At 72.7% G+C, this 19,862-nt stretch carries 24 protein-coding genes and 1 riboswitch; of the genes, 11 read left to right on the plus strand and 13 right to left on the minus strand.

Going from position 1 to position 19,862, the window contains the following annotated elements:
* The first annotated feature begins 98 nt into the window (after nucleotides 1-98).
* From HDG69_RS16015 to HDG69_RS16025, 3 genes are all read left to right on the plus strand, one after another.
* Entirely contained in the window at nucleotides 99-599 is a 501-nt protein-coding gene (locus HDG69_RS16015; protein WP_171784828.1) for an FBP domain-containing protein, read from the plus strand.
* Nucleotides 600-868: 269 nt separating this feature from the next.
* The gene (locus HDG69_RS16020) at nucleotides 869-2,326 is read left to right on the plus strand and encodes a ricin-type beta-trefoil lectin domain protein (RefSeq protein WP_171784829.1); all 1,458 of its coding nucleotides are present in this window, start codon (nucleotides 869-871) and stop codon (nucleotides 2,324-2,326) included.
* A 177-nt stretch (nucleotides 2,327-2,503) separates the two neighbouring features.
* A complete protein-coding gene (locus HDG69_RS16025) occupies nucleotides 2,504-2,929 on the plus strand; it encodes an Hsp20/alpha crystallin family protein (RefSeq protein WP_171784830.1) in 426 nt (141 codons plus the stop codon).
* Between the two features lie 47 nt (nucleotides 2,930-2,976).
* Here HDG69_RS16025 and HDG69_RS16030 read toward each other — a convergent pair whose 3' ends face one another.
* Together HDG69_RS16030 and HDG69_RS16035 are read right to left on the minus strand one after the other, a co-directional pair.
* Nucleotides 2,977-3,195, minus strand: coding sequence for a hypothetical protein (locus HDG69_RS16030; RefSeq protein WP_171784831.1), 219 nt, complete (start codon nucleotides 3,193-3,195; stop codon nucleotides 2,977-2,979).
* Between the two features lie 23 nt (nucleotides 3,196-3,218).
* Nucleotides 3,219-3,782, minus strand: coding sequence for an MOSC domain-containing protein (locus tag HDG69_RS16035; protein ID WP_171784832.1), 564 nt, complete (start codon nucleotides 3,780-3,782; stop codon nucleotides 3,219-3,221).
* A gap of 42 nt (nucleotides 3,783-3,824) precedes the next feature.
* Here HDG69_RS16035 and HDG69_RS16040 point away from each other — a divergent pair, with 42 nt between their 5' ends.
* Nucleotides 3,825-4,412, plus strand: coding sequence for a P-loop NTPase family protein (locus tag HDG69_RS16040; protein ID WP_171784833.1), 588 nt, complete (start codon nucleotides 3,825-3,827; stop codon nucleotides 4,410-4,412).
* A 46-nt stretch (nucleotides 4,413-4,458) separates the two neighbouring features.
* On the opposite strand, the gene HDG69_RS16045 is transcribed toward HDG69_RS16040, so the two are convergent.
* Nucleotides 4,459-5,433, minus strand: a complete 975-nt coding sequence (locus HDG69_RS16045; protein ID WP_171784834.1) for an SDR family NAD(P)-dependent oxidoreductase — start codon at nucleotides 5,431-5,433, stop codon at nucleotides 4,459-4,461.
* Between the two features lie 80 nt (nucleotides 5,434-5,513).
* Between HDG69_RS16045 and HDG69_RS16050 the strand changes: the two genes are divergently transcribed.
* The gene (locus HDG69_RS16050; protein WP_171784835.1) at nucleotides 5,514-6,047 is read left to right on the plus strand and encodes a TetR/AcrR family transcriptional regulator; all 534 of its coding nucleotides are present in this window, start codon (nucleotides 5,514-5,516) and stop codon (nucleotides 6,045-6,047) included.
* A 25-nt stretch (nucleotides 6,048-6,072) separates the two neighbouring features.
* On the opposite strand, the gene HDG69_RS16055 is transcribed toward HDG69_RS16050, so the two are convergent.
* The 7 genes from HDG69_RS16055 to HDG69_RS16085 all read right to left on the minus strand — a co-directional run bounded on the left by HDG69_RS16055 (nucleotide 6,073) and on the right by HDG69_RS16085 (nucleotide 13,129).
* Nucleotides 6,073-6,486, minus strand: coding sequence for a (deoxy)nucleoside triphosphate pyrophosphohydrolase (locus tag HDG69_RS16055; protein ID WP_171784836.1), 414 nt, complete (start codon nucleotides 6,484-6,486; stop codon nucleotides 6,073-6,075).
* 104 nt (nucleotides 6,487-6,590) lie between these two features.
* Entirely contained in the window at nucleotides 6,591-6,824 is a 234-nt protein-coding gene (locus HDG69_RS16060) for a helix-turn-helix domain-containing protein (RefSeq protein ID WP_171784837.1), read from the minus strand.
* Nucleotides 6,825-7,066: 242 nt separating this feature from the next.
* A complete protein-coding gene (gene gcvH / locus HDG69_RS16065) occupies nucleotides 7,067-7,435 on the minus strand; it encodes a glycine cleavage system protein GcvH (protein ID WP_171784838.1) in 369 nt (122 codons plus the stop codon).
* 95 nt (nucleotides 7,436-7,530) lie between these two features.
* Nucleotides 7,531-8,700: a glycine cleavage system aminomethyltransferase GcvT gene (gene gcvT / locus HDG69_RS16070; RefSeq protein ID WP_171784839.1), complete on the minus strand. Its 1,170-nt coding sequence runs from the start codon at nucleotides 8,698-8,700 to the stop codon at nucleotides 7,531-7,533.
* Nucleotides 8,701-8,707: 7 nt separating this feature from the next.
* Entirely contained in the window at nucleotides 8,708-11,626 is a 2,919-nt protein-coding gene (gene gcvP, locus HDG69_RS16075; RefSeq protein ID WP_171784840.1) for an aminomethyl-transferring glycine dehydrogenase, read from the minus strand.
* 149 nt (nucleotides 11,627-11,775) lie between these two features.
* A riboswitch (glycine riboswitch) is annotated at nucleotides 11,776-11,866 on the minus strand.
* 42 nt (nucleotides 11,867-11,908) lie between these two features.
* Nucleotides 11,909-12,169 carry a hypothetical protein gene (locus HDG69_RS16080; RefSeq protein ID WP_171784841.1) on the minus strand — a complete coding sequence of 87 codons (261 nt, stop codon included), beginning with the start codon at nucleotides 12,167-12,169 and terminating at the stop codon, nucleotides 11,909-11,911.
* A gap of 51 nt (nucleotides 12,170-12,220) precedes the next feature.
* Nucleotides 12,221-13,129 (minus strand): LysR family transcriptional regulator, encoded by a 909-nt coding sequence (locus HDG69_RS16085; RefSeq protein WP_171784842.1) that lies wholly within the window; start codon nucleotides 13,127-13,129, stop codon nucleotides 12,221-12,223.
* A gap of 140 nt (nucleotides 13,130-13,269) precedes the next feature.
* On the opposite strand from HDG69_RS16085, the gene HDG69_RS16090 reads away from it, so the two are divergent.
* Nucleotides 13,270-13,656, plus strand: a complete 387-nt coding sequence (locus HDG69_RS16090) for a CBU_0592 family membrane protein (protein ID WP_216645785.1) — start codon at nucleotides 13,270-13,272, stop codon at nucleotides 13,654-13,656.
* A gap of 29 nt (nucleotides 13,657-13,685) precedes the next feature.
* Here HDG69_RS16090 and HDG69_RS16095 read toward each other — a convergent pair whose 3' ends face one another.
* Complete coding sequence (locus tag HDG69_RS16095) at nucleotides 13,686-14,855, minus strand: pyridoxal phosphate-dependent aminotransferase (protein WP_171784843.1); 1,170 nt, start codon at nucleotides 14,853-14,855, stop codon at nucleotides 13,686-13,688.
* A 40-nt stretch (nucleotides 14,856-14,895) separates the two neighbouring features.
* Entirely contained in the window at nucleotides 14,896-15,249 is a 354-nt protein-coding gene (locus HDG69_RS16100) for a MerR family transcriptional regulator (protein ID WP_171784844.1), read from the minus strand.
* A gap of 71 nt (nucleotides 15,250-15,320) precedes the next feature.
* Between HDG69_RS16100 and HDG69_RS16105 the strand changes: the two genes are divergently transcribed.
* Genes HDG69_RS16105 through HDG69_RS16125 form a run of 5 tightly spaced genes read left to right on the plus strand, consistent with a single transcriptional unit; the run spans nucleotide 15,321 to nucleotide 19,370 of the window.
* Complete coding sequence (locus HDG69_RS16105; RefSeq protein ID WP_171784845.1) at nucleotides 15,321-15,659, plus strand: hypothetical protein; 339 nt, start codon at nucleotides 15,321-15,323, stop codon at nucleotides 15,657-15,659.
* Nucleotides 15,656-16,873: an SMP-30/gluconolactonase/LRE family protein gene (locus tag HDG69_RS16110; protein WP_171784846.1), complete on the plus strand. Its 1,218-nt coding sequence runs from the start codon at nucleotides 15,656-15,658 to the stop codon at nucleotides 16,871-16,873. Before HDG69_RS16105 ends, HDG69_RS16110 begins: the two co-directional genes overlap by 4 nt.
* A complete protein-coding gene (locus HDG69_RS16115; protein ID WP_171784847.1) occupies nucleotides 16,854-17,417 on the plus strand; it encodes a DnaJ family domain-containing protein in 564 nt (187 codons plus the stop codon). The genes HDG69_RS16110 and HDG69_RS16115 overlap by 20 nt, the downstream gene beginning before the upstream one ends.
* A 10-nt stretch (nucleotides 17,418-17,427) precedes the next feature.
* On the plus strand, nucleotides 17,428-18,231 hold the full coding sequence (locus HDG69_RS16120) for a Nif3-like dinuclear metal center hexameric protein (RefSeq protein WP_171784848.1): 804 nt from the start codon (nucleotides 17,428-17,430) through the stop codon (nucleotides 18,229-18,231).
* Between the two features lie 50 nt (nucleotides 18,232-18,281).
* Nucleotides 18,282-19,370 (plus strand): alpha/beta hydrolase, encoded by a 1,089-nt coding sequence (locus HDG69_RS16125; protein ID WP_171784849.1) that lies wholly within the window; start codon nucleotides 18,282-18,284, stop codon nucleotides 19,368-19,370.
* Here the strand turns inward: HDG69_RS16125 and HDG69_RS16130 are convergent.
* The gene (locus HDG69_RS16130; protein WP_171784997.1) at nucleotides 19,367-19,858 is read right to left on the minus strand and encodes a low molecular weight protein-tyrosine-phosphatase; all 492 of its coding nucleotides are present in this window, start codon (nucleotides 19,856-19,858) and stop codon (nucleotides 19,367-19,369) included. The two genes, HDG69_RS16125 and HDG69_RS16130, sit on opposite strands and share 4 nt — an antisense overlap.
* Nucleotides 19,859-19,862: the final 4 nt, after the last annotated feature.

The following is a 19,862-nucleotide window of genomic DNA, read 5'->3' on the forward strand; positions in this document are numbered from 1 at the left end:
GTGCCCACCTCCGCCCGCACCACCGCCTGCCGAGCGCCGAGCCGCTGCGCTCGTCGCGCCGTCGACCCCGGGTGGTGCCCGCTCCTGAAGGCCGACCCATGAACCCCCTCACCGAACAGCAGATCCGCGCCAGCCTCGTCAACGCCACGCGCAGCGAGCGACAGCGGATGATCCTGCCCGACCTGGCGGCGATCCGCTGGGACCGTCTCGACTACCTCGGGTGGCGGGACCGCAAGCAGCCGCTCGCCGCCTACGCGGTCACCGAGCTCGACGGCGAACCCGTCGGCATCATCCTCCGCGCCCCGGAGACCAGCAGCCGCCGCGCCGCGATGTGCGCCTGGTGCGAGGACGTCGGCGACGGCAACGACACGTCGCTGTACGTCGCCCGGCGAGCCGGTGCCCCCGGTCGCAAGGGGAACACCATCGGGACCCTGATCTGCACGGACTTCCGTTGCTCGCGCAACGTTCGGCGCAGGCCCACCCTCGCCGAGTCCGGGGTCGACGACGACGCCGCACGCGCCACCGTCGTCGACCGTCGGATCGAGAGCCTGCGCGAACGCAGCCGGCGGTTCCTCGAGGAGGTGCGCAGCACCGCCTGACCGCGCCGTCGTCGGGGTGCTCTGTGCGTCGTCGACGATCTCCGCCGTCCAGCAGCTCGTCGCACGCCGACTGATCGAAAGTGTTTGTTTGAGATTGAGCCTGCCCTCGACGGGACTGCGGTGACCGCCTATGCACTACCGTGCGGAGCCAGTCGACACGGGCGACGTGATCTCCACCCGGTCGGCACGCGCACCGACGTGGTCGTCGCGCCGAAGCGGCTGCCATCTCGGTGAACCCACTCCCCTGCAACGACGCACGAGAGGTTCTGATGATGAACAAGCTCCTGTCCCGGCTCCTGGCGGGGCTGGCCGCGCTGGTCCTGCTGCCGGTCGCCGCGGTGACGGTGTCCGCCGCGCCGGCCGCCGCCGCCACCGAGGACTTCCGCGGGATGAACTGGGCGGTGCTGGGTGACAACTTCGTCACCGGCCCGCTCGTCCTGGACGGCCTCAGCAGCTCCGACAGCTACGCGGCCGTCGAGGCCAAGGCCAACGCCCTGTACGACGACATGGAGAGCACGCTCGGTGTGAACACCGTCCGCCTGCCGGTCAACACGCACACGGTCGGCTCGGGCTGGTGGAACAGCTACCGCGCCACCATCGACGCAGCGACCGACCGCGGCTGGAAGGTCATCCTGGCGTACTGGGAGGACGGCGCCGCCTCCGGTGGCCGCATCACCGACCTCGCCGCGTGGAACTCGATGTGGTCGCAGGTGACGTCGCAGTACGGCTCGAACAGCCTGGTGTACTTCGAGCCGATGAACGAGCCGCACGGCTACAGCTCGACCGCGTGGCGGAACCTCGCTGCCGACTGGCTCGACTACCACTACTCGGCCGTGCCGAGCCGGGTGCTGATCGGCGGGACAGGGTTCAGCCAGGACCTGCGTGACCTGTGCGACGACTCCCGGTTCGCGGACACGCTGTTCTCGTTCCATCACTACGCCTTCCTGTACGGCTCGCAGACCTACGACAGCTGGGTGAGCCACGTCCGCGAGAGGCTCGGCAGCTGCGCCTCACGCGCGGTCGTGACCGAGTACGGCGCCCCGATGAGCGACGGTCGCAACTACGCCGACGCCGGCAGCTCGGACAACTTCGTGCGCTATCTCCGCGCAGTGACCCAGGTCATGCGGGAGAACTCGATGGGCGGGACGTACTGGCCGGCGGTCGGCGGCAAGACGGGCCAGATCGGCTACGACTGGTACTCGATGTACGCCCTGAGCGGCAGCGGCACCGATCTCGGCCTCACGCTGCGCAACCAGTCCGGGGCAGACCGGTTGCGGTACGGGTGGGGCGACGACGTCTCGGGCGGCGGGCCCGGCGGCACGGTGACGCAGATCGTCAGCGAGGCGTCCGGCAAGTGCGTCGACGTGGTCTCCGCCTCCACGGCGGACGCCGCCGAGGTGGTCCAGTACACGTGCGGCAGCGGCTCGAACCAGCGGTTCGAGCTGCGAGACCTGGGCAACGGCTACCACCAGCTGGTCGCCCAGCACTCCGACAAGTGCCTCGACGTCACCGGCGGATCCATCGCCGACGGCGCGGCGATCATCCAGTACACCTGCGGCAGCGGCACCAACCAGCAGTGGGAGCTGCGCGCCGCCGGCAGCGGCCACGAGCTCGTCGCCCGCCACTCCGGCAAGTGCCTCGACCTGCCGAGCGGGTCGACGGCGAACGGTACCCGGCTGCAGCAGTACTCCTGCTGGGGCGGCGCCAACCAGCGCTGGACCGTCTGACTCTGCCGGACGCCGACGCTGGAGGCACGTGTTCGCCGAGAGCGAAAGCAGCCCCCTTGGCACTCTCGGGTCGAGAGTGCTAAATCAGGAGGTGTAGCCAGACGACGCCGGACGGACCGGCGCGTTGATCGCGGTCGGGGCCGCACCCCGTGGCCCCCGTCGAGGAGGTGATGCGCGATGGCTACCTACTGGGACCCGTTCCAGGAGATGGACCGACTCTTCGGGTCGCTCACCACGTCGAGGAACGCACCGGGCATGCCGATGGACCTGTTCCGCGACGGCGACCACTACGTCCTCGCCGCGGACCTGCCCGGGATCGACCCGGGCAGCATCGACGTCTCGTGCGAGGACCGCACCCTGACCATCCGGGCCGAGCGCACCCCACGCTCGGGCGAGGGCCAGTGGCTCCTGCGCGAGCGGCCCTCCGGCACCGTGGCGCGGCAGCTCACGCTGGGTCGCGGGCTGGCGCTCGACCAGATCAGCGCGTCCTACGCCGACGGCGTGCTGACGCTGACCATCCCGGTGGCCGAGGACGCGAAGCCGCGCCGCATCGAGGTCAGCCACCGGTCGGACCGCGAGGAGATCGAGGCCGGCACGAGCTGACGGGCACCACCGCCACGGAAGCGCCGAGGATCGGCGCCGGTGAGGGCTCAGCCCTTGCTGGCGCCGATCATCGGCAGCCCGAACGCCAGGCAGGTCGCCAGGATGCCGCCGGTGAACACGAACGGGGCGATCGCCGGGTCGGCGGTGGCGCCGATGCCGATGAGGACCAGGCCACCGAGGAACAGCACCATCGAGACGATCACGCGGCCGAGCATCGCGCCCGGGGCGTCGTTCTGCGGGGCCGGGTTCACTCTGAAGTCGCTCATGGGGCCAGCCTAGCCCGAGCGGCTCAGGGCAGCCGCGGCCGGCGGACGGCAGCACCCGCGCGCCCGGGGTCCAGCTCGACCGGGCTCACGAGCACCGCTGGGCCGCGGCGCAGCAGCCCGTCGGTCAGAGGCATGCAGCGCACCCCGCCCCGCCCGCGCATGGCGGCGTGCACCCCCGGTGCCAGCATCCGGTCCATCCAGGCGCACGGGTGCGCGGGTCGTCCCCCGCGCAGCGTCACGGAGTCGCTCCCGGCGCGGAGCGTCAGCTCGTGCCCGACCAGCGGGGCCAGCTCGGCGCCACGCAGCACGACGTTGCGCCGCGTGAGCACCGGGTCGAGCGGCCCGGTGCCGAGCTCACGGGCGATCTCCTCGAGCGCCTCGGCCGCGAAGAGGGTGACCGCGGCGTCCATGTGAGCGGCCTTGCCGAAGAACCGGTCGCCCACCAGCCCCTTGCCCGCCACGACCTCGACCGTGTCGGGCGCGGACGTCGGCACGTCGGCCGCGCCGTCCCGGGGGCGGCCGAAGTAGGCGTGCTCGGGCGACACGAGCAGGTGCTCGATCTCGACCGGGTACTCGAACGTCGTCACCCCTGAAGTCTGGCACCATGGCCCGCTCGCTAGGATCGCGGGATGCCTGAGCCCGGACTCCCCCGCCGCGTGCTGGTCGCCGGAACGTCCGGCGCCGGCAAGACCACGCTGGCGACGCGTCTGGCGGTGGCGCTCGACATCCCCCACACGGAGATCGACGCCCTGTTCCACGGCCCGGGGTGGACGCCCCGGGCCGAGTTCCTCGACGACGTCCGCACCCTGGTCGTCGGCGAGAGCTGGGTGACCGAGTGGCAGTACCGGACGGCCCGGCCGCTGCTGCTGGAGCGGGCGGAGCTGCTGGTCTGGCTCGACCTGCCGCTGCGGGTTCGGATGACGCAGGTGATCCGCCGCACGGTGCGCCGCCGTCGTCGTCGTACCGTGCTGTGGAACGGCAACATGGAGCCTCCGCTGCGCACCTTCTGGACCGATGCCGACCACATCGTGCGCTGGGCATGGCGGACGCGCCGCACGCTCGACGGCCTCGACGACCTGCTGGCCGAGCGGGCGCCGCACCTGCGGGTCGTGCGCCTGCGCAGCCACGCCGAGGCCGAGGAGTGGCTCGCGGCGGTGGCTGCGCGCGCGGGCCGAGGCAGAGCTCCCCTGCGTCGCGACGGCGCGGCGAACAGCTGACTCCGGGTCGCCCGTGGGCGGCGCGCCGCGACTCTCGTGGAGCACGTCAGGACGCGGACGGACCACCCGCCCCCTGCGCCGCTGCCAGGAGTCGGCTCAACCGGAGGGGATCGGCACCGCTCAGCTCGACGAGCCGATTCCAGACCCGCTCCGCGACGTCTCCCTCGGGAGTGCTGGTGCGCGGGTCGGGAGCGATCAGCACGGGTTCGCCGCGCGCTCCCCCGGCCGGCGCGTAGTACTCGCCGCCCGCTGCTTCCGGGTCCGTGAGCGCCCGCACGCCCGACCACGCCGCGGCATCCTTGCCCTGTGCCCACGGCGTGTACGGGTTGCGCCGGTAGGGCACGGTCTTGTCCCGGATGCCGGCCCGGCGCGGCGTGCGCGCATCCACCCCCACTCCCGGGCTCGTGACGATCGACGCGAGCGGGAGGCCCGCCGCTCGCAGTCGACGGTCCAGCTCGAACGCGAACACCTCGGTGGCCGTCTTCGCCTTCACGTAGGCGCCGATGCCGGTGCGCGGCGTCCGCTCGACGTCGGCCACGCTGGTGGGGAACTGCCGGACGAACCCGGTGGAGGCGTGGACGACACGGCGGGGGCGGTCCACGTCCTGGTCAGCGAGGACCGGCAACAGCCTGGCGACGAGTGCGACGTTCGCCACGGTGTGCGCGCCGAGCATCAGCGGCAGGCCGTCCTCGGTGCGCGCGCTGCGCGAGAAGTGCATCGGGCCGCCGTTGAGGAAGATGCCGTCCAGGCGGCGCAGCGACGCCAGCTGGTCGGCCGCCGCTCGCACCGACGCGAGCGACGTCAGGTCGATCGCGGTGTGGTGCGTGACCGCCCCGGGAGCCTGCTCGCGGATGGCCTCGCTCGCCCTCTGCAGCTTCTCCCGGGAGCGAGAAGCGAGCACGACCTCCGCACCGGCGGACGCGAGCTGCTCGGCGGCGAAGTAGCCGATGCCGCCAGTCGCGCCGGTGACCACGTAGACGCGGCCCGTCAGGTCGGGCAGTCGCTCTGGGTTCCAGTTCATGCGCTCTCCTTGAAACGGATGGATCATCCACTTGAAGGTAGCACAGACGGATGTTCCATCCGCTTTGCTAGGATGGCGGCGTGCCCGCCCTCAGAGCCGACGCCGCCCGCTCCCGCGCCCGGATCCTCGAGGCGGCGCGCGCGCTGCCTCCCGACGGCATCCGCCACAACGACCTCGCCCGCGACACAGGCCTCGGGGTCGGAACGGTGTACCGGCACTTCCCGACCGTGACGTCGCTCCTCGAAGCCCTCCACCGCGACGCGCTGGGCGAACTGGTCGCGGTCGCACGTGACGCGGCCAGCAGCCCCTCCCCCGGCAAGGCGTTCACCGACCTCGTGAAGACGGGTGCCGAGCTGCAGCTCTCGCGCGACGGGCTGCAGGCGGTGCTCGTCGCGAAGGACGTCTCCCCCGAGGTCCGCGCGCTGCGGGAGGAGCTGCTCGACCTGTCCGCCGTCGCGCTCGACGCCGCGGTCCGCGACGGGCAGGTCAGGCCGGACGTCTCGATCGAGCAGGTCCAGCGCCTCGTGTGCGGTGTCGAGCACGCCGTCCGCCTGGGCGATGGCCACGACCGCGACCTCTTGCTCGGCGTGATGATCGCTGGGCTCCGGCCCTGAGCACGCGACTGCCGGCGGCTGCGGCCTAGCCGAGCAGGTCGGCGAGCGTCTTGACGATCCGCACGTCGCCGTCGAGCCAGTCGACCTCCCACAGGGTGCCGGCGTCCAGCCAGCGCAGCTCGTCGTGCTCGACGAGGGGTTCCGGCTCGCCGGAGAGCAGCGTGGCGAACCACAGCCGCAGCACGTGGCGGTCGGTGATGATCCACCCACCGTCGTCCGGGCCGCGCAGCTCCGTGCCCAGCGCCACGGAGACTCCCAGCTCCTCGCGCAGCTCGCGGTGCAGCGCCTCGTGCGGCTCCTCCCCCGGCTCGGCCTTGCCGCCGGGGAACTCCCAGCGCCCGGCGATCTCGGCCGGGCGCGAGCGCCGGGCAGCGAGCAGCCGAGAGGGTCGTTCGAGCGAGTCGACGAGGGCGGCGGCCACGACGAGGCGACGGGTCATGGCCGCGAGTCTGCCATCAGGACACGACGATCCCAGGCCAGAAGAGACGTGTGCCCCGCCACCAACATCCCCCGAGTGGTGGCGGGGCCAGAGGTCTCAGCCGGTCAGGGCGTGCGCATCCCGACGGTCCGTGCCCAGGCGACGGCGTCCGCGCGGGTCGAGACCCCGAGCTTGCGGTAGACGCTGCGCACCTGTGACTTGACCGTGTTCCGCGTGACGAAAAGCTTGCTGGCGATCTGCTCGAGCGTGACTTCCTCGGAGAGGTTGGACAGCACGACCTGCTCACGGACCGTCAGGCCTGGGTCGAGGACCGGACGGTCCATCTCGATTGCACTCATCGTTCTTCCTCCATGACGGCCGCCGATCGCCACGATCGACTTGGGGATCTGCCGTCACGTATGGAGAGTGTCGAGGAACACGTTCATGACGCGCGCCACACGGATCGTGAGAGTGCAACCGCGGTCGGAGCGCTCCCACAGGGCCCTGCGCAGGGCTCCCGTGGGGGTGATTGCGCAGGCCAGACCGTTATCACGGTGTTGCGTGAAGCAACGAAAGTCCGATCATCACGATTTGGTCACGATCAACCAGCGTGCTGCGCGTACTCCTCCGCGGACAGCAGCTGCCCGGCCTCCGAGACCTCCACCTTGAACAGCCAGCCCGCACCGAACGGCTCGGCGTTGACCACGGCCGGGTCGTCGATCGCCGCCTGGTTGACCTCCACCACCGTGCCGGAGACGGGCGAGTACAGCTCGGAGACCGACTTGGTGGACTCGATCTCGCCGATGACGGTGCCCGCCTCAATCGTCGCGCCGACCTCCGGCAGCTCGAGGTACACGACGTCGCCGAGCGCCTCGGCGGCCACGGACGTCACGCCCACCGTCGCGGGGGACGCGTCGTCGACCCACTCGTGCTCGACGGAGTAGCGCAGGTTGTCGGGGAAGTCGGCCATGGTGGTGCTCCTGTCATGAGGGTGCGGCTCGGGGAACTCAGCAGATTCTGTCGGACAAAGGTGCCACGGGGTGGCGTCGAGCGCGTGCGGACGCCTCAGCCGCGGTCGCGGCGGTAGAACGGCAGCGGGACGACGACGAAGGGTTCCGCCCTCCCCCGCACGTCGACGGCCAGCTCGGTCCCCTCGGCGGACACCTCCGGCGTCACGTACGCCATCGCGACCGGGTGACCGAGCGTCGGCGACGGTGCCCCGGACGTCACGGTGCCGACCTGCAGGGCGGCGGCGACGTCGTCGGGCCGGGCCGGGTCCGGCTGCACGACGGCGTGTCCCGCGCGTGCCGGCCGCCGAGCGGTGCCGCGCAGCCCCACCAGCACCCGCGCCGGCGCGCTCTCCCGGCGTGCGGCCAGCGCGTCGCGCCCGACGAACTCGACCGGGGTGCCGTCGTCGGACACCTTGTCGAGCTTGACGATGCGCCCCATGCCCGCGTCGTACGGCGTCGTGGTCGTGTCGAGCTCGTGACCGTAGAGGGGCATACCGGCCTCGAGCCGCAGGGAGTCGCGCGCGGAGAGGCCGGCGGGAACCAGGCCCTGCGGCTCGCCGGCCGCGAGCAGCGCCCGCCACAGCGCCACGGCGTGCGGGGCCGCCACCCAGATCTCGAAGCCGTCCTCCCCGGTGTACCCGGTGCGGGCCACGAGGACCTCCTCGTCGCCGAACCGCATGCCCAGGCACGCGTAGTACTTCAGCTCGTCGAACGCGGCGCCGTCGGTGCCCTGCGCGTCCTGCAGCACCTCGCGGACGATCTCGGCCGCTCGAGGGCCCTGCACCGCGACCAGCGCCTGGGCGGCCGAGACGTCGCGCACCTGGACGTCGAACCCGGCCGCCCGCTCGAGCAGCGCGACAAGCACCGTCTCGGCGTTCGCGGCGTTGGCCACGACGAAGAACTCCTCGTCACCGGTGCGGTAGGCGATGAGGTCGTCCAGCACTCCCCCGTCAGCGGCGCAGATCATCGTGTACCGCGCCTTCCCCCGGCGCAGCGCGCTGAAGCTGCCGACCAGCGCGTGGTCCAGGAACCGTGCGGCCTGCGGCCCGGCGATGCTCAGCCCGCCCATGTGCGACAGGTCGAACAGCCCGGCGGCCTCGCGGACCGCACGGTGCTCGGCGAGGTCCGACGTGTACCGCAGCGGCATCTGCCAGCCGCCGAAGTCCGTCATCGACGCTCCGAGCGCCTCGTGCTCGGCGTGCAGCGGCGTCTTCTTCTCGGTCATGGCGTCCTCAGTTCTCACCGAGAGGCTCGGCGTAGGCGTCGATGGGCGGGCAGGAGCACTGCAGGTTGCGGTCCCCGTGCGCCTGGTCGATCCGGCGGACCGGGGGCCAGTACTTGCCACGGCGCAGGCTCGCGACCGGGTACGCACCGTCCTCGCGCGAGTACGGGCGTTCCCACGCGGCCCCGAGCAGCGACGACGCGGTGTGCGGGGCGTTACGCAGAGGGGAGTCCTCGACCGACCAGCGGCCGGCGGCGACGGCGTCGATCTCGCCGCGGATGGCGATCATCGCCTCCACGAACCGGTCGAGCTCGGCGAGGTCCTCGGACTCGGTCGGCTCGACCATGAGGGTGCCGGGCACGGGGAACGCCATCGTCGGGGCGTGGAAGCCGAAGTCGACCAGCCGCTTGGCGACGTCGTCGACCGTGACGCCGGTCTCGGCGGTGAGCCGGCGCAGGTCCAGGATGCACTCGTGGGCCACCAGGCCGTTCGCCCCGGCGTAGAGCACCGGGTAGTGGCCGCGGAGCCGGGAGGCCACGTAGTTCGCCGTGAGCACCGCGTTCTCGGTGGCTGCCGTCAGCCCGTCCGGGCCCATGAGCGCGAGGTAGGCGTAGGAGATCGGCAGGATGCCGGCCGAGCCGTGCGGCGCCGCGGACACCGGCGGCACTCCCCCGGCCGCCGCGTCGCCGCCGGCCGCCGTGCCCGACGGCGCGGGGTCGCCCGGCAGGAACGGCACCAGGTGCTCGGCGACCGCGACGGGGCCCACACCCGGACCGCCGCCACCGTGCGGGATGCAGAACGTCTTGTGCAGGTTGAGGTGCGACACGTCGCCGCCGAAGCGCCCCGGGCGGGCGAGCCCGACGAGCGCGTTGAGGTTCGCCCCGTCGATGTACACCTGACCGCCCGCGTCGTGTACAGCAGCGCACACCTCGCGGACGTGCTCCTCGTAGACCCCGTGCGTGGACGGGTACGTGATCATGATCCCGGCCACGTGGTCACCGTGCTGCGCGAGCTTGGCGTGCAGGTCGTCCAGCTCGATCTCGCCGTCGTCGGCCGTGGCCACCACCACCACCCGCAGCCCGGCGAGGGCCGCCGACGCGGCGTTCGTCCCGTGCGCCGACGCGGGGATCAGCACCAGGTCGCGGACCTCCTCGCCCCGGGAGGCGTGGAAGGCGCGGATGGCGAGCAGCCCCGCGAGCTCACCCTGCGAGCCCGCGTTGGGCTGCACCGACACCGCGGCGTACCCGGTGATCTCGGCGAGCTGACGCTCGAGAGTGCCGATCAGCTCCGCGTAGCCCTGCGCCTGGTCGGCGGGCACGTAGGGGTGCAGGTCGGCGAATCCCGGCCAGCTGATGGGCTCCATCTCCGCGGTGGCGTTGAGCTTCATGGTGCACGAGCCGAGCGGGATCATCGTGCGGTCCAGCGCCAGGTCCTTGTCGCTCAAGGACCGTAGGTAGCGCAGCATCGCCGTCTCCGACCGGTGCTGGTGGAACACCGGGTGCTGCAGGTACTCGGTCCCGCGCAGGAGCGCGTCGTCCAGGCCGACCCCTTCGGCCGCATCCGCCGGTGCGGCGCCGAACAGCCCGAGCAGCGCCACGACGTCCGCCTCGGTCGTCGTCTCGTCGCAGGCGATCTGTACATGGTCGCTGTCCGCCACGTACAGGTTGTACCCCGCCTCGACGGCGGCCGCACCGACCGCTGCGGCACGGCCCGGCACCGCCACCCGCACGGTGTCGAAGAACGCCCCGTGCTCGACCTCGGTGCCGGCGGCACGCAGCCCGCCCGCGAGCGCGACCGCCCGGCCGTGCACCCGCTCACCGATCGCCCGCAGACCGTCCGGACCGTGGTAGACCGCGTACATCGACGCCACGATCGCCAGCAGCGCCTGGGCCGTGCAGATGTTCGACGTCGCCCGCTCGCGGCGGATGTGCTGCTCGCGCGTCGCGAGGGCGAGCCGGTACGCGACCGCGCCGTCGGCGTCGACCGAGACCCCGACGAGCCGCCCGGGGAGCTGGCGCTCCAGACCCTTGCGCACCGCCATGAACGCCGCGTGCGGGCCGCCGTAGAAGAGCGGGACGCCGAACCGCTGCGCCGACCCCACGGCGATGTCCGCACCGAGCTCACCGGGGGAGACCAGCATCGTCAATGCCAGCAGGTCGGTGGCCATGGTGACCAGCGCGCCGCGCTCCTTCGCCTCGGCCACGACGCCCCGCGTGTCCAGCACGCGGCCCGACGCCCCCGCCTGCTGCACGACGACGCCCACCAGCCGGCCCGGAGGGAGCGTGCCGCCGTCCGCCTCGAACGCGGCGATCCCGGCGTCGAGGCCGTCCTCCAGCGAGAGCACGACGACCGGCAGCCCCACGGCCTCGGCACGGCCCTGGGTGACGGCGAGCGACTGGCCGAACAGCTCGGCGTCGAGCACCACGTACCCCTGCTTGGCCCGCGACGCCCGCCACATGAGGGCGACGGCCTCCGCGACGGCGGTCGCCTCGTCCAGCAGCGAGGCACCGGCGATCGCCAGGCCCGTCAGGTCCTCGACCACCTGCTGGAAGTTGAGCAGCGCCTCCAGACGGCCCTGGGAGATCTCCGGCTGGTACGGCGTGTACGCCGTGTACCAGGCGGGGGACTCGAGCACGTTGCGGCGGATCACCGGGGGAGTGAGGGTCGGGTAGTACCCCAGGCCGATCATCTGGCGCTTGACCTGGTTCTTCGCGGCGATCTGGCGCAGGTCGTCCAGCACCTCGGCCTCGCTGCGCGCGGCCGGCAGGTCGAGCGGCTCGCGCTCACGGATCGACGCGGGGACGGCGGCGTCGACGAGCGCGTCCAGGTCCGCGTAGCCGAGCTCGGCGAGCATCGCGCTCGTCTCGTGACCGCGCGGGCCGATGTGCCGGTCGGCGAAGAGGTCCGGGTCGAAGGGGGAGTGGGTCACGAGGAGCGCTCCGAGGGTCGGTGGAGGAGGACCCTCCCCGCTCTGTCATGGGACCTGAGAGTTTTGCCGGTCCGCCTCGCGGGGCGCGCCGACTTGCACCGTCGGTGGGCCGTCCGCCCCCAGGGCGTCCGACCACTTTTCAGAGTTGCCTCGCCGCGACGGTACGGGGGCCTGAGAGATTCCCGGGGAGGGTTTGCTCCTTCGGCGCCGGCCGGGGCCGGGCTCTCCCGACGCGGTTCGAGCGGCTATGCGGTTGTGCGGCCGCTGGGGCCGCGCGTCAGTCTACCCACGCGGTCCCGGGTGCCGGCCGCCGGCGGGTGCGGGGAGCCGTTCCCGCGAGCGGTCGGTCAGGAGGAAGACCGCCGGGCCGACCACCGGCACGGCCAGGACGATCAGGAACCACAGCACGCCAGCGACGCCGGTCGCCCAGGTGGAGGTCCACAGCTCCTTCAGCGCCCAGGCCGTCAACGCCAGCGCGGCGAGCGCGAGGACGGACCAGCCGACGTCGTAGGCGACCGGGGCGAACTGCGGCAGGGGGTCCACCCGACCAGCCTAGCGAGGCCCGGGTCCGCACGGTAGGACCGCCGCCCCACCTCAGCCGAGCTCGAGCTGGCGAGCGACGTCGACCATCGCGTCGACGACGGCCCGTACCGCCGGCCCGGGCTCGTGCCGGGTGGCTCGGTGGCGCACGATGACCCGTCGCGACCCGAGGCCCGGCATCGCGACCACGTCGACACCGTCGGGCAGCTCGCCGCTCTCGACGGCGAGCGCCGGCAGCATGGCGATGCCTTGCCCGGCGGCGACGAGCGCGAGCGCGGTGTCGAAGTCGAAGTAGGCGTGCCGCGGCTCGAGCGTGGCCCCCAGGGAGCGGCCGAGGCGGCGCAGGGCGCGGTCTGCGGCGGTCCCGCCGACGGCACCGACCCATGGCAGGTCGCGCAGGTCGTCGAGCCGTTCCGGCGTCGGCAGCGACACGGGCACCACGAGTCGCCAGGGCTCGTCGAGCAGCGGGATGTCGTGCGCACCGCGGGGGGCGGGGGCGTCGACGTCGCCGTCGTGCTCCAGCAGCACGACGTCGAGGTCCCCGGCCCGGAGCATCCGCACCGACTCGGCGGGCTCGTGCTCGCGGACGTCGATGGTGACCCCCGGGTGCTCCTCGGCGAGCGGTGCGAGCAGGGGCGCGACGACGGCGCGGATGGCGGACTGGAAGGCGCCGACCTTGACCGTTCCGGTGACGCCCTCGCCGAGGTTCGCGATCTCCTGGCGCGCCTCGAGGAGCTCGGCCTCGATGCGTTCGGCCACGTCGGCGAGCACGCGCCCGGCGGGGGTGAGGCTGACTCCGCGGGGGCCTCGGTCGAGCACGGGGAAGCCCTCCTCGGACTCCAGACGCGCGATTTGCTGAGACACGGCAGAGGGCGTCACGTGCAAAAGATCTGCCGCGGCGAGGACGCCTCCGGCACGGTGCACGGCAAGGAGGAAGGCAAGCCTTCGTGGGTCGGTAGCCATGTAGCAATACTAAGTTGGTTCTGCAGAAACATTCAATTGCGCTGAACGAGTTTCGTGTCGCACCATGGTCCACGGCGCCCGCCGGAGAACACTGCCCGAGGCCGGCGCACACCCCACCCATCCCCCGTGAGGAGGCTCGTATGTCGCCGTACCTGTTGTTCGTGGTCACTGTTCTTGGTTGGGTCGGCGCGATCGTCGGCCTCATCGCCTACCTCCAGGTCTCACGGGGTCGCTGGGCCCCGACCTCGCTGCCGTTCCAGCTCTCGAACCTCTGCGCCACGTCGCTGATGTTCCTCGTGGCCGCGGTGAACGGCGTCTGGCCCTCGGCGGCGGCGAACATCGCCTGGATGGTCATCGGTGCCCAGGCGCTGCTGGTGATCGCCCGCGCCCGCCGCGCGGCCCGCCCGACGACGGTCGAGCTCCCGCTCGTGGCGGAGGACGTGGCGATCACGCGCATCGACGTGACGCCCGCCGAGCCCGCGGTCGAGCGCTTCGCGGTCGCCGCCCCCGCACCCGTGCTCCGCTGATCGACTGATCCACGGGCGGGCGGCCCCGCTCAGAGGCTCTGCTGCCAGGCCACGATCCGGTCGACGGCACGCGTGACGACGTCCGGGGCGGCCGCGAACGACAGCCGCACCCAGTCGTGGCCGCGCTCGCCGTCGAAGTCCGTGCCCGGCGTGATCGCGACGTCCGCCTCGGCCAGCAGGCGGGCGCAGTACGTCACCGAGTCCAGACCGAACCGGGACACGTTCCCGTAGAGGTAGAAGGCGCCGTCGGCCGGCGCCACGGGCCGCCACCCCAGCTCGCCGACACGGTCCAGCAGCGCGGTGCGGGACGCCGCGTAGCGCTCCACGTTCTCGGCGGCGGCCGCGTAGCCCGCGGCGGAGAAGGCCGCGATCCCCGCGTGCTGGGCGAGCGCCGGGGGAGACAGGGCGACGTTGCCGGCCAGCGCGTCGACCGGCCCGACCAGCTCGTCGGGCAGCACCAACCACCCGAGCCGCCAGCCGGTCATCGCCCAGTACTTCGAGAACGAGTTCACGACGACGGCACCACGGTCGGTGTGCACGGCGGCCGTCGCCTGCTGGACGTCCTGGCTGTAGGCGATGCCGTGGTAGATCTCGTCACTGATGAGCCGCACCTCGTGCTCGGCACACCAGCGGGCGACGGCGTCGAGCTCGGCCGGGGCGATCATCGTCCCGGTCGGGTTCGCGGGGGAGGCGACGATCACACCGTCCAGCCCTCCGCCGTAGTAGGCCTCCATGAGCTGGGAGACCGTCGGCTGGTAGCGGGTCTCGGGCCCGCAGTCGAGCTCGACGACCTCGCAGCCGAGCGCCGCGAGGATGTTCTTGTACGCCGGGTAGCCGGGCCGGGCGAGCGCCACCCGGTCCCCGACGTCGAAGGCGGCCAGGAACGCGAGGACGAACGCTCCGCTGGAGCCGGTGGTGACGGCGATCCGCGCCGGGTCCACCTCGACGTCGTACCAGCGGGCGTAGTGCCCGGCGATCTCGGCGCGCAACGCGGGCACGCCCCGCGCCTCGGTGTAGCCGAGGTCGCCGCGCCGCAGCAGGTCGGCCGCACGTTCGCGGACGACGTCGGCGGCGCCGGTGGACGGCTCCCCGGCGCACAGGTTGAGCACGTCGTGGCCGGCGGCCCGGCGCGCGTTGGCCGCGGCGAGCACCTCCATGACCGCGAACGGCGGGACGTGGCTGCGGCGGGAGACCTTCATGGGGACCATGATGCCGCGCGCGGCGCGCTGAGCGAGCCGGTCAGCGCGGGCACTCCTTCGCGATCTTCTTCTCGAGGTAGCCCTCGATGTCGCGCAGCTCGTCGATGCGCGTGCGCACCTGGGAGAGCTGCGCACCCAGGACCGTCTTCTTCTCCTCGACGGTCATCGAGCCGTCGTCCCAGTGCCGCAGCCGCCCGGCCATCTCCCGCAGGGTGAACCCCACGAGCCGACCGAGCCTGATCAGCTGCAGCCGCTCGGAGGCGAGCGGGCTGAACGCACGGTAGCCGTTCGGTCGGCGAGCGACGTGGCGGTGGTCGAAGAGCCCCAGCTTCTCGTAGTGCCGGATCGTCGCCGGGGTCAGGCCGTGGAGCGTGGCGAGCTCGTTGATCGACATGGTTGACCTTGCAGCAGCTGCATGGTTCATGGTCGGCAGTGTCGCACGACACATCCCGACCAGGAGGTCCGATGAAAGAGCTCGCACCGACCCGTGCCGTGGCGCTGGCACTGAGCGCCGCCACCTTCGCCTTCTTGTTCATCCACGACACCTTCCGGCTGGACAACCTCTTCCTCGTCCCCGACCTGCTGCTGTGTCTCGTGCTCGTGATCGGGGCGCTGCTCCCTCGGCGATCGGCCCGGCCGGTGCTCCTCGCCGGCTTCGCTGCCGCCGCGGCGGTCTTCAGCGTCTCCGTCGCCTCCTACGCCGTGCGGGGAGACCTGGGGCTGGCGAGCCTCCTCGGCGTGGTCCTCAGCCTGGCGATGGTGGTGCTCCTGACCCGCGCGCTCGCCGTCGAGCAGAAGCCGTGACGCACACGAAGTCCCTGCCCCGCGCCGTGCGACGGGCGACACGGGTGTCGATGGCGGCGCTCGCCGCGCTGGTCGCCGCCGTGCTCGCACTCGTCCTCTTCTTCCCGCCTCCAGGCGGCTCGTTCCATCCCACCGCCTGGTCGCCCGGTCCCGGCTTCTCGGTCGACGAGGCGAAGGTCGACCGCGACCTCGCCGGGACGACGACGCCGTACGTCGGGGAAGCCGTCCGCGGCCCGGAGGACATCGAGATCGACGAGCACGGCCGTCCGTACACCGGGACCCAGGACGGCAAGATCGTCCGTGTGCTGCCCTCGGGCGACACCGAGGTCCTCGCCGAGGTGGGCGGGCGACCGCTCGGCCTCGCGTTCGGCCACGGGGGCGACCTGCTCGTCGCCAACCATGGGATCGGCCTGCAGAGCGTCTCGCCCCAGGGGGAGGTGGCTGTGCTCACGACCAGGGCCGGCGGACGTGCGATCCGCTCCGCGAACGACGTCGCGGTGGGCAGCGACGGCACGGTCTACCTCTCCGACTCGAACCCGAAGTACAACAGCACCGAGATCCCGGGCCTCGCCTCGTACTCGCTGTACGACTTCCTGGAAGGGCGCGCAGCCGGCCGGGTGATCGCGTACGACCCGACGTCCGGACAGAGCACCGAGCTCGTCACGGACCTCCACTTCCCCAACGGCATCCTGCTCAGCGAGGACGAGACCGCACTGCTGGTCACGGAGTCCACGCGCTACCGGATCAGCCGGCACTGGATCGCCGGGGACCGAGCCGGTGAACGGGAGACCTTCCTCGACGACGTCCCGGGCATCCTCGACGGCATCACCCGGGACGAATCAGGCCTGATCCACCTGCCCATGTACGACCGCGTCGACGCGCTCGACAGGTTCGTCCTGCCCGGCACGCTGCTCCGGCACGTCACGGTCCGGCTACCTCCCGCCGTCCTCGGTGCCCGGGAACCACTGTCGGGCTCCATCCTCACGGTCGACGCCGAGGGGGAGACGGTCCGTCAGCTCACCGGCTTCCACCCCGCCGTGTCGAACATCGCACTGCTGGACGGCGCGTACCTCCTGGGAACCCTCGAGGGTGCCGGCCTGCGCACCGTGACCGTCCCGCACCGCTCGAGCGCAGCAGCCGCAGGCAGCGGGCACACGACCTGCTCGTCCGCGCACCTCTGGGTACCGTGGCCGCATGGAAGCGCACCGGCGTGAGCGTCACCCCGTCGATCCGGGCGGCCAGGCCGCGGACCAGGACCCGGCCCGCCGGGCCGCGCAGTACCGCGTGGACCGCGAGATCGCTCGCGAGCAGGCCGGACAAGGACGGGACGGCGGTTCACCGGACGCCCTGGACGCACCGGACGCACCTCCACGCCGCCGGATGGACGACCGCGCCCTGTGGGTCGACACGGTCGTCGACCAGGCGATGCGTCGCGGCGAGTTCGACGACCTGCCCCTGCAGGGCAAGCCGCTGCCCGGCATCGGCGGCAGCCACGACCCCGACTGGTGGTTGAAGAACCTGGTCGAGCGCGAGCAGATCACCGGGCTGCTGCCCGCTGCGCAGCTGCGCGCGGAGCACTCCGCGATGGACGCGACGCTGGACCAGGAGCACGACGAGCAGCGCGTCCGGGAGATCGTCGCGGACTTCAACGCCCGGGTGATCGACGCGCGGCGCCAGCTCACCGGCGGTCCGCCGGTCGTCACCCCGACCCGTGACGTGGAGCGCGAGGTGTCCCGCTGGCGCCAGCGGCGTCGGTAGTCTCGCCCGCATGACCTGCACCGCCGCCGAGCTCGTGACGCGCACGACGTCGGCCCTCAGGCTGCGCGCCCGCCCGACGACGGTCGACGGGCTGGTCGCGGGCGACCCCTCCGCCGTCGTCCGGGGCGTGGCCGTGACCACCCTGGCCTCCCTGGAGGTCCTCGATCGGGCGGTGGCCGTCGGCGCGAACGTCGTGGTGACGCACGAGCCCCTCTTCTACGACCACCAGGGCGCCGCGACGGCGGACCTGGTCCGTGAGTCGGACCCCGTGCACGCCGCCAAGGCCGCGCTCGTCGCGGAGCACGGGCTGGTGGTGTGGCGGATGCACGACGCCTGGCACGACCGCCGTCCCGACGGCATCGACGACGGCACGGCCCGGGCGCTGGGCTGGACGCTGGACCCGCAGGGCGCGGCGACCGGCGTCGCCTGGTGCGACGTCCCGACGACGACGGTGGGCGCGCTGGCCCGGCACGTCGCCGACACGCTCGGCTCGACGCAGACGCGCTACGTGGGCGACCCGCACCGCACGGTGCGTCGCGTCGGCCTCGACCTCGGTTTCCGCGGGTTCGCGCGCAACCGCGCCCTGCTCGGGTCGGCCGGGATCGACGCCGTGGTGGTGGGGGAGGCGCACGAGTGGGAGACCGTCTCGTACGCCACGGACCGTGCCCGGCTGGGCGGCGCCGGCCTCGTCGTGGCCGGCCACCTGCCCAGCGAGCAGGCGGGGATGAGGCTGTTCGCCGACGAGCTGCGCGCCGTCGTGCCGGGCCTGCCGGTGGCCTTCCTGCCGACGCCGGACCTGCTGACGGCGGTGTGAGAAGCGCCCGCCGGGTCGCGCGCGCCCGGCGCGCGGCCTAGGTTTCCGGCATGCAGGAACCTCTCGTGGCACCCGGGCCGACGGCGGCACGCGGCTGGGAGCCCGACCTCCTGGAGGGCTACGAGCGACGCACCCTGGAGCTGGCGCCGGACTTCGAGGGGGACGTCGTCGCCACCCTGGTGCGGCCGCGCCGGGACGCACCACCGGCCGACGACGCGGGCGTCGACCTGGTGTACGTCCACGGCTGGACCGACTACTTCTTCCAGACCCACCTGGCGGACTTCTGGGAGGGTCTGGGTGTCCGGTTCCACGCGCTGGACCTGCGCAAGTACGGCCGGAGCCTGCGCCCGCACCACACGCCGGGCTTCGTCACGAGCCTGCGCACGTACGACGAGGACATCGAGGCGGCGCTGGCCGAGATCGGCCACGGCCCGCGCGACCGGACGGACCGACGGCTGGTGCTCATGGGGCACTCCACGGGCGGCCTCGTCCTCAGCCTCTGGACGCACCACCGGCCGGGCCGTGCGGACGCTCTGATCCTGAACAGCCCGTGGCTGGAGTTCCAGACGCGCAAGGTCGGCCGCCTCGTGCTGGAGCCGAGCATCCGGGCGCAGGCGGCCATCGCACCACGCAGCCACCTGGTGAACCTCGACCTCGGCTTCTACGCGCGCTCGATCTCCGCCCGGCACGACGGCGCGTGGGAGGTCGACCCCGCCTGGCGGCCCGACGACGGCTGGCGCACCACGCCTGCCTGGTTGGCGGCGATCTTCTCGGGCCACGACCGGGTCTCGCGGGGGCTGTCGATCGACGTGCCCGTCCTCGTGCTCCTCTCCGCCCGCTCGACGCCGCCGGTGCGGTGGTCGGACGAGATGATGCGCACCGACACCGTGCTCGACGTCGCCGGGGTGGCGGCGCGGGTGCCGCAGCTCGGCCCGCTCACCACCCTGGCCCGCATCGACGGTGCCCTGCACGACGTGACCCTGTCCGCACCCGAGGTGCGCGACGCGGTGTGGTTCGAGACCACCCGCTGGTTCCGCGCGTACGTCCCGCCGCTCCCGGCTCCCGAGCCGGCGCCGGGACCGCGGGGCTGGCGTCGCTGGTTCTCCGGGCGGTTCCCGGCTCGGACCCCCAGGGGCTAGCGGCCGTCGAGCACCGTCCGGACGTGCTCGACGATGCCGTCGGCGGCCGTCTCGATCTCGGCGAGGCAGTCCTCGAACCCGTCCTGGTCCCCGTACCAGGGGTCGTCGACGTCGAGCACGGACTCGTCGTCGCCCTCCGGGACGGTCGGGGCTGCCGGGTCGAACGACCTGTACATCCTGATGTCGGCGTCTGTACCGTTCGCGAGGCGCCGCAGGAACTGGACGTGCCGCGCGGTCATGGCGAGCACGAGGTCACGCTCGCCGAGCTGCTCGGCACGGACCCGCCGGGCGCGGTGCCCCTCACCCGTGGGGTAGCCGTGGGCGGCCAGCACCCGGCGCGCCCGCGGGTCCACCGGGTTGCCGTGCTCCTCGTCGCTGATCCCGGTCGAGTCGACCTGGACCTCCTCCAGGCCCGCCGCCGCGAGCCGGTCGCGGAGCACCACCTGGGCCATGGGGGACCGGCAGATGTTCCCGGTGCAGACGGTCATCACG

It is taken from the genome of Isoptericola halotolerans (assembly GCF_013149785.1).
Classification (GTDB): Bacteria; Actinomycetota; Actinomycetes; order Actinomycetales; family Cellulomonadaceae; genus Isoptericola; species Isoptericola halotolerans.

Bases quoted from the DNA above. Each gene is read 5' to 3' on its own strand.
- HDG69_RS16025 (WP_171784830.1), top strand. From the start codon at position 2,504: ATGGCTACCTACTGGGACCCGTTCCAGGAGATGGACCGACTCTTCGGG.
- HDG69_RS16060 (WP_171784837.1), bottom strand. From the start codon at position 6,824: ATGAGTGCAATCGAGATGGACCGTCCGGTCCTCGACCCAGGCCTGACG.
- HDG69_RS16030 (WP_171784831.1), bottom strand. From the start codon at position 3,195: ATGAGCGACTTCAGAGTGAACCCGGCCCCGCAGAACGACGCCCCGGGC.
- HDG69_RS16115 (WP_171784847.1), top strand. From the start codon at position 16,854: ATGGAAGCGCACCGGCGTGAGCGTCACCCCGTCGATCCGGGCGGCCAG.
- HDG69_RS16125 (WP_171784849.1), top strand. From the start codon at position 18,282: ATGCAGGAACCTCTCGTGGCACCCGGGCCGACGGCGGCACGCGGCTGG.
- HDG69_RS16015 (WP_171784828.1), top strand. From the start codon at position 99: ATGAACCCCCTCACCGAACAGCAGATCCGCGCCAGCCTCGTCAACGCC.
- HDG69_RS16045 (WP_171784834.1), bottom strand. From the start codon at position 5,433: ATGAACTGGAACCCAGAGCGACTGCCCGACCTGACGGGCCGCGTCTAC.
- HDG69_RS16100 (WP_171784844.1), bottom strand. From the start codon at position 15,249: ATGTCGATCAACGAGCTCGCCACGCTCCACGGCCTGACCCCGGCGACG.
- gcvH (WP_171784838.1), bottom strand. From the start codon at position 7,435: ATGGCCGACTTCCCCGACAACCTGCGCTACTCCGTCGAGCACGAGTGG.
- HDG69_RS16055 (WP_171784836.1), bottom strand. From the start codon at position 6,486: ATGACCCGTCGCCTCGTCGTGGCCGCCGCCCTCGTCGACTCGCTCGAA.
- HDG69_RS16130 (WP_171784997.1), bottom strand. From the start codon at position 19,858: ATGACCGTCTGCACCGGGAACATCTGCCGGTCCCCCATGGCCCAGGTG.
- HDG69_RS16040 (WP_171784833.1), top strand. From the start codon at position 3,825: ATGCCTGAGCCCGGACTCCCCCGCCGCGTGCTGGTCGCCGGAACGTCC.
- HDG69_RS16090 (WP_216645785.1), top strand. From the start codon at position 13,270: ATGTCGCCGTACCTGTTGTTCGTGGTCACTGTTCTTGGTTGGGTCGGC.
- HDG69_RS16020 (WP_171784829.1), top strand. From the start codon at position 869: ATGATGAACAAGCTCCTGTCCCGGCTCCTGGCGGGGCTGGCCGCGCTG.
- HDG69_RS16085 (WP_171784842.1), bottom strand. From the start codon at position 13,129: ATGGCTACCGACCCACGAAGGCTTGCCTTCCTCCTTGCCGTGCACCGT.
- gcvT (WP_171784839.1), bottom strand. From the start codon at position 8,700: ATGACCGAGAAGAAGACGCCGCTGCACGCCGAGCACGAGGCGCTCGGA.
- HDG69_RS16095 (WP_171784843.1), bottom strand. From the start codon at position 14,855: ATGAAGGTCTCCCGCCGCAGCCACGTCCCGCCGTTCGCGGTCATGGAG.
- HDG69_RS16120 (WP_171784848.1), top strand. From the start codon at position 17,428: ATGACCTGCACCGCCGCCGAGCTCGTGACGCGCACGACGTCGGCCCTC.
- HDG69_RS16105 (WP_171784845.1), top strand. From the start codon at position 15,321: ATGAAAGAGCTCGCACCGACCCGTGCCGTGGCGCTGGCACTGAGCGCC.